Annotated in this window: 13 protein-coding genes and 2 rRNA genes (1 of these 15 running past the window's edge); all 15 read right to left on the bottom strand. The window is 36.4% G+C overall.

The window, feature by feature from the left end; genetic code table 11:
• Positions 1-4: 4 nt before the first annotated feature.
• Positions 5-1,141 (bottom strand): PLP-dependent aspartate aminotransferase family protein, encoded by a 1,137-nt coding sequence (locus QM017_RS00645; protein WP_282708505.1) that lies wholly within the window; start codon positions 1,139-1,141, stop codon positions 5-7.
• A gap of 5 nt (positions 1,142-1,146) precedes the next feature.
• Positions 1,147-1,530 (bottom strand): Rid family detoxifying hydrolase, encoded by a 384-nt coding sequence (locus QM017_RS00640; RefSeq protein WP_282708504.1) that lies wholly within the window; start codon positions 1,528-1,530, stop codon positions 1,147-1,149.
• Between the two features lies 1 nt (position 1,531).
• Complete coding sequence (locus QM017_RS00635) at positions 1,532-2,923, bottom strand: APC family permease (protein ID WP_282708502.1); 1,392 nt, start codon at positions 2,921-2,923, stop codon at positions 1,532-1,534.
• Positions 2,920-3,657, bottom strand: coding sequence for a gamma-glutamyl-gamma-aminobutyrate hydrolase family protein (locus QM017_RS00630; RefSeq protein ID WP_178197765.1), 738 nt, complete (start codon positions 3,655-3,657; stop codon positions 2,920-2,922). Before QM017_RS00630 ends, QM017_RS00635 begins: the two co-directional genes overlap by 4 nt.
• 178 nt (positions 3,658-3,835) lie before the next feature.
• Entirely contained in the window at positions 3,836-4,297 is a 462-nt protein-coding gene (locus QM017_RS00625) for a universal stress protein (RefSeq protein ID WP_178197769.1), read from the bottom strand.
• Positions 4,298-4,374: 77 nt separating this feature from the next.
• A complete protein-coding gene (locus tag QM017_RS00620) occupies positions 4,375-8,589 on the bottom strand; it encodes a glycoside hydrolase family 2 TIM barrel-domain containing protein (protein WP_282708501.1) in 4,215 nt (1,404 codons plus the stop codon).
• Positions 8,590-8,825: 236 nt separating this feature from the next.
• Positions 8,826-9,803, bottom strand: a complete 978-nt coding sequence (gene lacD, locus QM017_RS00615) for a tagatose-bisphosphate aldolase (protein ID WP_282708500.1) — start codon at positions 9,801-9,803, stop codon at positions 8,826-8,828.
• A 14-nt stretch (positions 9,804-9,817) separates the two neighbouring features.
• Positions 9,818-10,336, bottom strand: a complete 519-nt coding sequence (gene lacB, locus QM017_RS00610; RefSeq protein ID WP_178195702.1) for a galactose-6-phosphate isomerase subunit LacB — start codon at positions 10,334-10,336, stop codon at positions 9,818-9,820.
• Between the two features lie 15 nt (positions 10,337-10,351).
• Positions 10,352-10,780 carry a galactose-6-phosphate isomerase subunit LacA gene (gene lacA, locus QM017_RS00605; protein ID WP_282708499.1) on the bottom strand — a complete coding sequence of 143 codons (429 nt, stop codon included), beginning with the start codon at positions 10,778-10,780 and terminating at the stop codon, positions 10,352-10,354.
• A gap of 13 nt (positions 10,781-10,793) precedes the next feature.
• Positions 10,794-11,555: a DeoR/GlpR family DNA-binding transcription regulator gene (locus QM017_RS00600; RefSeq protein WP_282708497.1), complete on the bottom strand. Its 762-nt coding sequence runs from the start codon at positions 11,553-11,555 to the stop codon at positions 10,794-10,796.
• Positions 11,556-11,637: 82 nt separating this feature from the next.
• Entirely contained in the window at positions 11,638-13,041 is a 1,404-nt protein-coding gene (locus tag QM017_RS00595; protein WP_282708496.1) for a PTS transporter subunit IIC, read from the bottom strand.
• A gap of 35 nt (positions 13,042-13,076) precedes the next feature.
• Positions 13,077-13,379: a PTS fructose transporter subunit IIB gene (locus QM017_RS00590; protein WP_178195694.1), complete on the bottom strand. Its 303-nt coding sequence runs from the start codon at positions 13,377-13,379 to the stop codon at positions 13,077-13,079.
• Positions 13,380-13,874: a PTS sugar transporter subunit IIA gene (locus QM017_RS00585; protein WP_282708494.1), complete on the bottom strand. Its 495-nt coding sequence runs from the start codon at positions 13,872-13,874 to the stop codon at positions 13,380-13,382. It abuts the gene before it with no gap.
• 167 nt (positions 13,875-14,041) lie between these two features.
• Positions 14,042-14,158: ribosomal RNA gene (gene rrf / locus QM017_RS00580) — 5S ribosomal RNA — on the bottom strand.
• 74 nt (positions 14,159-14,232) lie between these two features.
• A 23S ribosomal RNA gene (locus QM017_RS00575) occupies positions 14,233-14,557 on the bottom strand (it continues 2,591 nt past the right edge of the window).

Raw genomic sequence — 14,557 nt, 5'->3', positions numbered from 1 at the left:
TAATCTAACAACCTAAGGCCTGTTTTAAATCAGCTAATAGATCCTCAAGGTCTTCAATTCCACAAGATAAACGCAATAAATTGTTTGTTACTCCTTGTTTTTGACGTTCTTCTTGCGATAAGCAAGCATGTGACATCGTTGCTGGATGCGATAAAATCGATTCCACACCACCTAGACTAACTGCTAAAATCGGAATTTGCAACTTATCAATAACTGCTTCTAAGACCGCTTGATTACTTACTTCAAATGATAAAACTGCACCACCATTGGTTGCTTGTTTCTTTTGAATAGCAGCATTAGGATGATTGGGTAAGGTTGGATAATAGACACGCTTAACATTAGGACATGTTTGCAAGAAAGCTGCAATCTGAGTTGCATTATCAATCGATTTTTCCATCCGCAATCCCATGGTCTTCATTCCCCGTAAAACAAGCCATGCTTCTTCTACTCCCAAAACTGCCCCAAAATTCTTTTGATACAACAATAACTGTTGATAGATTTCTTTATCGTTAGTTGCCGCTACACCAGCAACAACATCACTGTGTCCATTGATAAATTTCGTAACACTTTCAACTACAATATCAACGCCTAGGGCTAATGGATTTTGATATAGTGCCGTCATAAAAGTATTATCCGCTACCGTTAAAATTTGATGTTGTTTTGCTAACGCAACAACCGCCGCAATATCGGTAATCTTCAATAACGGATTAGAAGGTGTTTCTAAATAAATCATCTTCGTGTTTGGTTTGAGATGAGCTTTAATCTCGTTGATATCCGACATATCAATACAAGACACCTCTATATCATACCTTGGTAAAATATGGTTGGCAAATTGGCACGTCCCACCATAAACTTCCTTAGGCAATAACAAATGATCGCCACCTTCAAGCAACATTAAAACATTTGAAATTGCCGCCATGCCTGAAGCATAAGCTAAGGCGTAATCAGCCTTTTCCAATTTAGCAAAAGCTTCCTCTAAAGCATGAACCGTTGGATTACCAAAACGCGTATAACTATAGTCTTGCTTACTACCAATCTTTTTTTGGGCAAAAGTTGAGGTTTGATATTTTGGAATTGAAGCCGCCCCGGTTTGTGTATCTAGCACCGGATAACCGTGCAATAAAGACGTATTCACTCGCATGATATCTACTCCTCAATAAGTGCCACGACTTCAACTTCTACTTTGGCTGCCATTGGCAAAGCTCCAACTTGAAAGGCTGTCCGTGCTGGATATTGCCCTGCAAAAAAGCCTTGATAAACCTTATCAAAAGAAGCAAAATCAGCAATATCACTCAAATAAACCGTTGTTTTAACAATTTTAGCTAAACTGGAACCATTATCTTCTAAGATAGCCTTAAGATTATTCATGGCTTGTGTTGCCTGACTAGTAATATCATCCCCTGCCAATTTACCAGTCGTCGGTTCTAAACCAAGTTGCCCTGAAGTAAAAATCAAATTATCTACTCGACTAGCTGGACTATAACTTCCGATTGCCTTTGGTGCATTTTGACTTGATAATCTTTCTAACATTTTAAAAATCCCCCATTTTCTTTTCTTTTTTTGTCATCATAAATAAAATTGCCGGTAAAATAAGATAACCTATCAGCATAGCACAGATTGCATACCAATTAGCATGGGCTTTGCCAGCTGCATCAAGAATGGTAAATTGACCTACCCAATCAAACTTAATCAATAAAAAGCCTGTTAGCCCCACCGAAATGATTGGTAAGCCCACATCGGTCAACCAATTTTTAGAAACATTGTTCAAAATTGGTTCGGCATTTTTACCATAAAAGAAGCAAATTACTCCGATTGGAACGACTAAATATTGCACAAAGCGTGAAATAGAACTTAAAACAATAATACTTGTCATGTTATATTTGAAAGCCATTGGAATAACAATCGCAATCAAAGCCGTAATCATGAAGGCACGTAACGGAAAATCCCTACTGGTACGTTTAGCAAACCATTGTGGAATCTGTTTTTCATTTGCCATCGCTTCTAAAACTCGTGGTGTTAAAAATGAAGCAGCCACATTAATCCCAAACATCGAAATCAAAGCACCATACAAGACAATGTTACGAATAATCACATTATCAAAAATGGCCACTAGCGCTACAACTTCTTTAGTTTCAACAATTGCTTTAGGATCTAAGGTCATCGCTACCAAAACAATTCCAATATAGATCGCTGCGATAATTAAAATGGCCAACGGAATTGCTTTAGGTAAGTTTTTTTGTGGTTCTTGCATATCTTCTGAACCACTGGCCACACTTTCAAAACCCGTGAAAGCATAAAAAGCGGCAATCGTTGCTGTCACAAACACCGAAGTATTCATCGGTGCAATCAGGGGTTGTCCACTAGCATTTTTTAGATCATTGATATCTGCAAAATGATTTTGCCCTGTTGTTATCAACAAATATCCCCCAGCTACAATCGTTGTCACTAAGGCAAACAATTTCCCAATTGTCGATAAGTTGTTAATGAACTCAAAAACCTTTGCTCCTAGCAAATGAATCAATAACAAAACAACCATCAAGCCGATAAAACCATATGTGACTAACCAAAAATCTGTACTATCTAGCCCAAAAATTGACAACACCGTTTTAACCACGCCGGTGGCTAAAACTCCCCAAGCAATGCTTGCAGCCACAAAACGAGTAATTCCTACATAAAAGCCAACATTTTCGCCAAAAGCCGCCTTGGCATAAGCATAAGCTGCTCCACTTTTCGTTACATATTTGGCTGCTGCCGCAAATGTAATCGCTAAAACAGCGGCAAATAAAGCGGCCGTCAGATAAACCCAGGCGGTTTTAGTTCCCGCTAAGGTTACCACCGAACCAGGTGATAAAAAAATTCCTGATCCGATAATCGCATTTACCGCCAATAAAACAATCGACCAAAAACCTAATTTCTTTTTCATTGTATTCTCCCCTGCTCTGCTTTACCTACCAAGTCATCAAACAACGCTTGCATCGTATCATCAACTGCATGCATCATTTCTGGATGCCACTGAACTGCGACTAACAAATGATCTTTACTCTCTACTGCTTCAACCACATTATCTTTAGCTCTTGCGCTAACAATTAAGTTTTCTGCAACATCTTTAATAACCTGATGATGAAATGAATTAACCATCATTTCATCTGTCCTAACAATCTTTTCAAGATAAGAATCTGCAACAACATTTACCGTATGCGTAGCTTGTGTTGGATTATGACCTTGCCAATGCTTCAAACATTCTTGTGGTGCATAACTTAAATCTTGATACATGCTTCCGCCTAAAAAAGCATTGATAATTTGAAATCCTCTGCAAATTCCTAAAACTGGAATTTGTTTTTCTTGCGCTAACTCTAATAATTTAAAATCAAACAAATCCCGTTTAAGCAAGGTTTCACCCAATTTTTGTTGTGGTTCTTCTTTATAAAAATAAGGTGTAACATCATGGCCCCCAGTCATAATCAACCCATCTAAAAATTCAACTTGGTCGTGTAAAACATCAGTTTTATCATTCATTGGAATAATAAAAGGTACCCCACCTGCTTGGATTACTGCTTTAACATAATCTTCGTTGACATAACAACGTGTATATCCTGGAAACATTCCACCCTGGTCTACAATAATGCTTCCAGAAATCCCAATAATTGGCTTATACATAAGCTCCACCCCTCTTTATAATTTTTTATATCACAAATATAATATGTTATAAAATATTTTGCAAGCGTTTTTTTGAAATAATTTTCTAAAATTTTTTAGTTTATATGAAAAACACTTTACCTACCTTTGTCAAATAAGTAAAAAAACGAGGAAAGCTTAAAACTTTCCTCGTTTTTAACTACTCAAACTTAGCGACTAAAACATCACAGCCTGCATTTTGAATAACGTAAGCTGCTACAGAGCCGACAACCATTCGTTGAATGAAGTTTTTGCCCGTCGAACCTACAATTAAGAGATCATTTTGATACTCAGGTTGAAAGTCATGTACAATCACTGTTTTAGGATTACCAAAACGCAAATGTACGTGAACTTTCGCCGCATCTAGATGGTATTGCTCCACTAGTTGTGTGTTTAAATCAAACATATATTGTTCATTAGCCTGTTCTAATTCATAAACCTTAGCACCATCTAACGCAATCCCCGCTCCACCGTATTCTAACGCGTTAATATCAATAACTCGTAAAATATCCAGATGCGCTTGTGGGTTACGTTTAACAATTTCAATCGCATGTTCCAATGCGATCTGTGCTCCTTTTGAACCGTCAACAGCAACTAATATCCGTTGATAATTTGACATTATAAACACCCCATTTTTCAAGAAATCTAATCTCTTCTCTTACGTTTAATATATTCTTTTCATCGTAAAAATGCAAACATTTACCCTTTTTTACGCAATAATAGCCACCCCACTACAGCGCCTAGACTCAAACTTACTCCTAAAATCACTGCTTGAGGCCTGTTTGTTTGACCCGTTTTTGGTAATTTACCTGTTGCTTTTTTGTTAACCGTAAAATGATTATCAGGTGTCTTAGGCGGATTTTTATCACCAACTAATTGTGGTTGATCTGGTGTTGGTGTAGTTGAATCACCTTGTCCTGGATTTTGTGGTTGATTATCAGCTGGTTTTTGATACTTATTAACAATCGTATACGTCGTTGTTTGTTGATGATCTTCTGATGTCACTAAGACTTTGGTTGTTTTATCATCTAACTTAGCAACTGTTACCGCTGAATTTGCCTGTGGATCATCTTGATAAGTTACCGCTAATTCATCTGGGGTATTAACTTCAAAATTCAAATCAGCTTGTCTTGTTTTAAGCAATTCTTGTCCATTTACCTTAAGCGAAGCCAATGTAGCTGTACTATTAGCTTGTGGTTGTTGTACATAAGGATAAACTTCAACTTCTGTAAATCCGATTGATTTTCCTGGTGCCGGATTTTTTACCCAGATACGCAATTTCTTAGTTGTTACTGGTTTAATAAATCCATATGGTGTATCTCCATTTGTATAACTAACTTGCGTAATATTTGAGGCTTCTATTTTTTCCCATTTTTGGGTTGCTTCATCAAAGTATTCAAAATGAATATTTTGTGGACCTGGTAAAGTTGAACCTGCACTATCAGTAAAGTGATACAACTTCAAATTATTGATTGGATAGTCATTTTTCCACTCAAATTGAACATAAGTCTGAGCAACACTCTTATCATCTTTTAACGACCAATTAGTCCAACGTTGACTAGTATCTGTCCCATTATTAGTAACTCCATTAGTCAATGCATCTAAAGAATCACTGATTGGTGTCGTTTGCTTGTCAACTATTTTGCCATCTGTTGTTTGATAACCATTAGTTACTTTAGGTTTATCATTATCTAAACGTGCAATATTTTTTGGATTATCTGCAGGTTTAACGACACGAATACTTGCGGTTACTGGATATGTTTTACCATAAACATTAGCCGTTCCTTGAACTTTTTGAATTCCTAATTGACTAATATCTAAGGTTGGCTTTTGCCAAGTTACATTAACCGCAACACTTGGTTTGCCTGTTGCATCCACACTCTTTAATTGAGTCGGTAAAGTTAAATCTTGTTGGCTTTGCACCGCCATTGCAGAATAATTTTGCACAGTAACAAGTGGTGAAATCACATTGATAGTAATTTGCGGTTTCACGTCTGTACCTTCAATTTGTCCTTGAAGTGTAAATGATCCGACTTTACCCAATTGACTTTGATCGTATTTATCCCAAGTTACCGCCGTTTGCTTGCTTGAACCATCACTATAATTTAACGTCAGCGTTTCTGGCAAAGTTAATTGCGCATTTGGATAAAGATAGTAATTCTTAGCTAACTCATAACTCTTAATATATACTGATGTTGTTTGTGGCGGCTGTTTAGCTTGAATGCTTACTTTGGTTTTGGTTAATCCATCAGCACTAATTTCAACGTTAATTTGTCCGGCTTGTTTAGTTGCTTGTACAATAGCTAAGGCTTTACCATTAAATGCTTTGCGACTTGTGGCTTGATAACTATCTATATCAGTAGGATTTCCATTATCTACACCAACCAACTTACCTTGCCCTGTTACATTAAAATTAATCCGATTATCTGCAGCAGGTACAAAATTCCCATCTTTATCTAATACATCAACACTGACATAAGCTAAGGCACGCCCATCAGCCGTAATTTCAGTATGATCTACCGTTGCTTTGAGCTGGGTTGCTTGACTTGAAGTTTTAACTTCCTTACGTCCTACCGCATCTTTAGTAATATCATTTCCTTTTTCATCATAGATTTTTGCACTCAAAGTTCCAGCTTGCCATTTAACCTTAAAAGTTGGATATGGTTTGCCATTATCAAAGGTTTGATAGGTATAACCAGCTTTAGTGGTATGCTTTGTCGCAGTCTGCGTACCAATTTTTTGACCATTCAAATAAAGCTCAACTTTTGGTGCATCCGTATAAACATCAACTTGAACTTTACCACCCTCGTCTTTGACAATCTCATTATCATTCCAAGTTGACATTAGGTTTAAAGTATGCGAATCATGATTCCAGATACTGCGATACAAATAATACGTATCCTTTGGGAAACCAGCCGTATCTACAATTCCAAAATAAGATGACTTAGGCTTTGCCCCTTGTTGGCTCACACTACCTGTACTAATTCCATTCCAAGGCGTTGGCTCTCCAATGTAGTCAAAACCGGTCCACACAAATTCACCGGCATTCCAGTCGTTTTCAATCACATATTTCCAAGCGTCACTTGCACTATCACCCCAACCAACCACGGCAGAATCATTATCGTATTCTGACATTTGTAAGTTTTTATCATCTTTGCCATAAGTGTTGTACACGCCTCGACTATGAATGGCTGAAGCTGTTTCAGAACCATATAAAATCCAATCTGGATGTTGTTTGCGCACTTCTTCTAATTGTGCTGGCTTCTTATAGTTTTTTCCAACGACACCGTCAACCTTAGTAATTAAATCATTGATTTGATCTAGCGTCGCATTTCCTAATTGATTATCACCTAAAGTCACCGGCCGACTTTGATCAATTTGTTTAATCCAAGTAATTAAGTTATTAGCAATATTTGGATAATTAGAAGTATCACCTGTAGTTCCTTCAGTGATTTCATTACCTATTGACCACATGATTACCGATGGATCGTTTTTAGCACTATCGACCATTGCTTTTACATCAAATTCTGCCCAAGTCATATCTGGTTTGGCATTTAAAATTTGATTGTCTTGGCCGATTTTTTCATTAAAATGACTGCTATAGTCATTAACATTACCGTTTTTATAAGCTGTCCAATCATCAAAAGCTTCATCGATGACTAACATCCCATACTTGTTAGCCATTTGAATCAAAACAGGTGAAGCTGGATTATGAGTTGAGCGAATCGCATTTGCACCCATCTCTTTTAAAATCTTAACTTGACGTTCAATCGCACTTGGATTTGCCACGGCACCTAACGCACCTTGATCATGGTGCATACTTACGCCTTGTAGCTTCATCTTTTTACCATTCAAATAAAAACCAGTTTCACGATCAAATTTATAGTATCTAAATCCATAAGTGGTTGTGTACATATCAATTGGTTTTTGATCTTGCAAAATGGTCGTTTTAATCGTGTATAAATATGGATTATCTGGTTGCCATAATGTCGGTTTAGTTACCTTTAAATTTTGCGCAACCGTTGTAGTTTGCTGTTGTTCTAAGCTTTGGCTAGAACTAGTTTGACTTGCAACTACTTGATTGTTTTTATCTAATAACTCTTGTTTTACACTAAATGTTTTTGTACTTTGATCATCGTTTTGTACTTTGGTTTGTAAGTTTAATGTCACATTTTGTTGATCTTGCGCTAAATTAGGTGTTGTTGCTTGAACACCATTATAGGCAACATGTAATTTATCACTAACCGTTAGATGGACATCGCGATAAATCCCACTTCCTGAATACCAACGACTACTTGGAATTTTATTATTGGTCTTAACTGCCAATACATTTGTTGTTTTTCCGTCACATATTAAATCTTTAGTCAAATCAAAGGCAAATGGACTATAACCATTTGGATGAATCCCTAACTTTTTACCGTTTAAATAAACTTCTGTATTCATATATGCGCCATCAAATTCAAGCACAATTTGTTTATCTTGATATTTTTGCGGTAAAACAAAGCTCTTACGGTACCATTGAATTCCTCCAGGATAAAAACCACTTTCTGCTTCGTTTGATTCACTGACTTTTTGCGAAATACTATAATCGTTTGGCAAATCAATTACTTTCCAAGCAGAATCATCTAGATTAGTATCCTGTCCTTGATCAACATCGCCTAAATGAATCTTCCAGTTATCATCAAATAAAACTGTACGCTCATTATCACCCAAAAGATTCACATCAACAGTTTCTTTAGGAGATGTTAATACATTATCACTATCCTTGGCTAGATCCATTGGTTGATAACCCTCCTCTTTTGAGGTAACGCTTTCATTTAACCCTACAGCTTTAATGCTAGCCAAGCTAGGATAAAAACTTCCTACAGTTAAGCATGCCGTCGCTACCACAGTTACAAACTTCTTATTTAGCATAAAATTTCCCCTAATTTTAAATTTCCTCATTAACATTAACATACACGAATAAAACTCAACAATAAAAACTAATATTTATTAAATATAAAAATTACCGCTGAATTAAAAAAATAGCTTGAATCATGTTTTTATAAGTAACTTTAATCTATCTAAAAATTTTGAATTTATCAAATGAAATAAGGCCCACCATTTCTAGTGAACCTCATCTCGCAATTTTAATAAGCAAAATCACTGGATTATTTTTTATCTAACCATGAATGAGCGGTCTTTTCTAAGACCGCATTTAATTCTTCAATGTTTGCCTTACCTTGTGTTTGGCACCATTCGATGGCTGCTTGTTCACCTTTAGTTGCGAATGGTTCGATACTATGACGCCAGGTTGCACGACCACATAATACTCCATTGAAGCTTGAGCCTGCTTCAGCCGCAAATAATAAGGTGTCTTGGAATAATTTTGCTGAAACCCCTGCACTCAAGAAGATAAATGGTACGTTGTTAGTTGCTTCATCTTGAGCTTTGAAGTAATCAAGCGCTTCTTGGCGGCTGTAAACTACTTCATTTTCGCCATTGAAGCCTTCCACATATTCCATGTTAACCGGCACTTCTACCTTCAACACATCAACATTGTAGCGGTCTTTGGCAAATTCTTTAACCATTTCATTAACCTTGTGTGGTTTTACTTTGGCATATTCTTTGCTCTTGGTATCTTCGATTTCTGTGTCATATGACATTAATTCCAAGAAGAATGGAATGTCTTCTGCCAAACATTCATCTCCAATGCGTTCAACAAAGGCTTGTTTGCGTTCGTTGATTTTAGCATCTTCATCCACATCATAATACAACATGAATTTAATCGCATCAGCACCGGCTTCTTTAAGACGTTTTACTGACCAATCAGCCAACAAATCAGGCATGCGTCCTGGTTCGGTCACATCATAACCTGTCTTTTCATATGCTGCTAATAAGCCACAATTTTCATGGCGAATCGCTGCTGCTGGCAAGCCATATTCTGGATCAAGTAAGATTGCAGAAGCATAAGGGGTTAATTCCCGAGAAATTACCTTTTTAAATTCAACAATATCTTCTTCATTAGCTTCTTTGTTAGCTGCTGCCGCTAACATTTTCTTTAGAGAGCCACGTTGGTCAATCGCTAAAGCTGCGATAACTCCATTTTCATTTGACATTTTCTTTAAAGCTTCAATTTTGTTTGACATATTTTCTTCCCCTATTAATCGTGATAATACCCTTCATCCCAAAGTTGTAATTCTTTTTTGAAAAAGTCTGGATTGTTGTGTTGTTTTGGATTATCTTTTTCTAAAGCTTCCATTTTCTTTAAAATTGCTTGATTTTGCTCTGTTGGCTGATAGGTGGCATCTAAAAAGGCTGCTACAATTTCTTGCGCCACATGTTGCCCAACAACAGCTCCCCCAAAGCCAATCACATTGGCATTTAGTTGTTCTTTGGCATACTTAGCAGCTAATACATCAGAAACTAAAGCTGCACGAATCCCTGTATTTTTATCTGCAGCAGTCGATATTCCCACGCCGGTTCCACACAAAACAACACCTAAATCAGCTTGTTTGTTACGAACTAAATCAGCTACTTTCAAGCCGTAAATTGGATAGTGTGTCCGTGTGTTATCATAAGTTCCTACATCAATCACTTCATGGCCTTTTTCTTTTAAAAAGTCTGAAATCTTAATTTTAACATCTGTTACAATATGATCATTTCCAAGTGCAATAATCATCACAATCCCCCATTTTTATGATAATTTTTCTAGCATATCCAATCGAATTTGATGACGTCCACCAGCATATTCGATTCCTAAATAGTTATCTACAATCGCTTGTGCTAGCTTTATCCCCACTATGCCAGCTCCTAATGCAATTGCCTTAGCTCCATTATGTTCAGTAGTCATATGCGCTGTGTTTTCTTCGGCAACATTAGCTGTAACCATACCTTGAATTTTGTTGCTTGCCATAGCTGAGCCGACACCATATTCGTCAAACATAATACCTCTGTCGGCTTGTTTACTTAGCACCGCTTCACTAACGGCTACTGCTGAATCAACAAAATCTATAGCTGGTTGTTGTGTCAAATCCAAAATCTCATAACCTTTGGATGTTAAATATTCTTTGATTTCTTCTTTTAATGCAAACCCTTTTTGATCCGCCCCTAATGCTACTTTCATAAATTCCTCCTAATTAATTCTTTGCCTCAATTACATGGGTATACTTTTGATATTTTTCAAGTATTTCTATATCTTCGATTTCATTTGTCACAAACATATCAATATCTGTTAAGTTGTAAAACTCATAAAAATCGTCTTGTTCAATCTTGAATTTATCGGCTAAAATAATTCGTTTACGTGAATTTTCTAGCGCAATTGTTTGTGCTAACCCTTCTTCTGGGTTTGCTGTCATCAAATGTTGATCGCGCAATGCATTTATCCCCACAAATGCCTGGTTAAACTTTAGTTGTTTTAACATATCAACTGTTAAGCTTCCAATAAATGCGCCTGATTTTTTACGGTAATTTCCCCCAATTAAAATCAATTCGATATCTTTATTTTTCCATGTTTTAAAAACTGGCAAACTATTAGTAACTATTCTTAAGCCCTCGGTTCTATGGACATATTGAGCTATCAGTTCAATTGTAGTTCCTGGGCCTAGATAAATCGTTGAATTCTCTTGTATCAAACTAGCTGCTTGTTTAGCAATGGCTTCTTTTTGAACAGAATGAATTTTCTTTTTTTCAATATGGGATAACTCTGTTAAAGTCGGTGCATTAATGCTTTGAGCGCCACCATGAATACGGATAATCTTTCCATCTTTGGCTAGCTCATCTAAATCACGTCGAATAGTCATATCAGAGACATTTAAAATCGTAATCAAATCATTAACCGTCACAATGCCTCGTTGATTAACTTGTTCTAAGATTGCAATTAAACGTTCTTTTTTTAACATTAAAAATCCCTTCCTTAGTCTTTACTTTAAACAAAACTAGTTTAACAAATCAAAATAAATATTGTCTATCTCAAGTAAAGAGCTATTTTTTGGCATCTTTATATGCTTTGTTACGTTTCTTCATTTCAAAAGCATACCATACAAAAATTAGCAAATAAGCTACTAAGGCTAATACCATATAAATAATCATTTGAATTTCACCTTGTGATGCATGACCAACTAAATAACCTAAGAATTTTTCAATCGGTCCTTCCATCGTTGTATGTGAAATCATTGAATGTGCATTCAACCCTTTCGGAAACGCTCCTACTTTTTGAGCAATATTTGTTACGAATGGTGCAATCAATGTACCTGACCATAAGAATAATGGCAACTCAATTGCTCCAATTACGATCATTCGAATCAATTTACCTCGTGTTACAACAAGCAAAGCAGGCGTTACCCCCATCGCAATAATCCCACCTAATGGCAATAATTTATTACCTGGTAAAATAATTGCTTCAAGTAACATGATTGGTGCCAAGATGTTTGCAGCTGCCCAAATTTCTGCACGGCCTGCAATGAAAGGCCAATCCAAACCAATGTTTAATGTACGACCTTTTAATTTCTTAGAAGCAAAATCTGTAATTCCTTGAGACAATGGTTCAACAGCCGCAATAAACCAACTACCAATTAATGAGAACAATTCCAAGCAGACCGCAGCTGTAAAGGCTAATGTGCAAATTTGTGATGGTTTTTGTCCAGCTAACAAGCCCACAAAAATTCCTAGGTAAATACCAATCGCAAATTTTGAACCCCAAAAACCAATTTTACTGTTTAACTTAGCTGCATCAAAATCATACTTATCTAGCCATGGGAAAAGCTTATCAAAAATCTTATCAAAAACCATGATAACTGGATTCATCATAAAGTTCATATGAGTTGTTGTCATCGGGTTAGAATCAGGTGCATTTAACAAATCGTTAAAGGTTGGCTTCATTAAATCAGAATTAATAATCTTTAAAATACCGATAAAGACAACCAAAAGAGTTGCTATAAATAAACTTGCACCACAAAAGATTGCAAATAATCCAACGATTGATAGATGCCAAATATCAAAAATATCAACATCTAAAGTATTTGTCTTTTTCAAAAGCAACATCACAATATTAACAATTACCATAATTAATAAGAAATAAAGTGTATATGGTGATCCCCAAGTAATTGTTGCTAGCGGTGCCCAACCAACGTCTGTCACGTTTAAAGATAAACCAGTTCGCCCAACAAAGTCAGTCATAGCTCCTGAAAAAGCAGTGGTTAAAATATTAATAATTGCACTAATACCCGTAATCGAGATCCCTAATTTAATTCCACCTTCTAATGCCTTTGAAAACTTCACCCTAAAACACAACGCTAAAAACGTTAAGACAATCGTCATTAAAGGTGCTGCTCCCATTTGAATTAATGGCTTAAGTACCCAATTCGCAAAATTAATAATTACGTCCATCTTGATAGCCCCCTACCTTCAAGTTTATCCTTTTATTATTTATTAAGTTCTTTAATAACCGCTTCCATTTGTTGGTAAACAGGTTCTGCCATAGCTGGAATACGATATAAAATTGCTCCTGCATCAACAACTGGAATCTTTACTTCAAACCCTAAATCAGTATTGGCAATTTGTGCAAAAATATCATAATGTTCCAACATTTCAGCATTGATATCTTTAATCATTACTGCATCACAACTAACTTGATAGCCTCTTTTACTTAATTCTTCTTCCAACGCGCTTTTAATTTGATGACTTGAGTTAACTCCTGCTCCGCATGCTGCTAAAATTTTAATCATTTAAAATTCCTCCTTAAAGTTTGTTTTTAAAAATTCAAATACCATTGCTTGATCTGTATATCCAAAAAATTCTTGTAATTTAGTCGGGTCTTGCGCATTAATAAAATCCATAATCTTAGCTAGAATGGCTGTTTGCGCTTGTCCATTTTTATTTAAAATCATAAATAAAAACGATACATCCAATTCTTCACTAGGATTTAACATATTTTTAAACTTAACTGGATGTACTAATTTAATCGGTACAATCTTTGTTACCTTAACAAACTCACTTTCCGTATGCGGAATTGCAATATCTGGCAATTGTGCTCCCACGGGTTTAAGTGATAAACCTGTAGGATAGTTACTTTCTCGCTCAACTAAATTATTCAAAAAATCATCTGTCACTAAATTGGCTTCCACCAATTTTTGTGCAACTTCTTCAAAAACTTTTATTTGATCTTGTTGATTGCTAATATAGATATGTTCACTAGAAAACAAACGATTACAAACACTCATAATAAATCCCCCCTTGTTAAATCACACGGTTAATTATAAGCGCTTACAAAATAATCGTCAATATTTTTTTGATATTTTTTGTTTTTTTTATTTTTTTTTTGTTTGATATTTTTTGTTAAATTTTACAACAAAAAAAGCCGCTAGCCAAACAGCTAACGACTTTAGTCGCACGGCAACTTCCTACCCTTGCAGGGGGCGATCCCCCAACTACTCTCGGCGTAATGAAGCTTAACTTCTGTGTTCGGAATGGGAACAGGTGTATCCTTCATGCCATCGTCACCGCACTATTTAAATGTTGAAAGAAATTTGTTCTCTCAAAACTAGATTCAAACACTTCAGAGAAAACTGCGTTTTGACTTTGGTTAAGTCCTCGACCGATTAGTAATGGTCCGCTCCATGCCTCACGGCACTTCCACTTCCATCCTATCTACCTGATCATCTCTCAGGGGTCTTACTTCCAAAGGAATGGGAAATCTAATCTCGAGGCGAGTTTCACACTTAGATGCTTTCAGCGTTTATCTCATCCATACATAGCTACCCAGCGATGCCCTTGGCAGAACAACTGGTACACCAGCGGTATGTCCATCCCGGTCCTCTCGTACTAAGGACAGATCCTCTCAAATTTCCTACGCCCGCGACGGATAGGGACCGAACTGTCTCACGACGTTCTGAACCCAGCTCGC

Source organism: Ligilactobacillus sp. Marseille-Q7487, from assembly GCF_949152225.1.
In the GTDB taxonomy this organism is placed as follows: Bacteria; Bacillota; Bacilli; order Lactobacillales; family Lactobacillaceae; genus Ligilactobacillus.
Note: the sequence above shows the minus strand (reverse complement) of the source record. Positions and strands in the feature narration are given on the sequence as shown.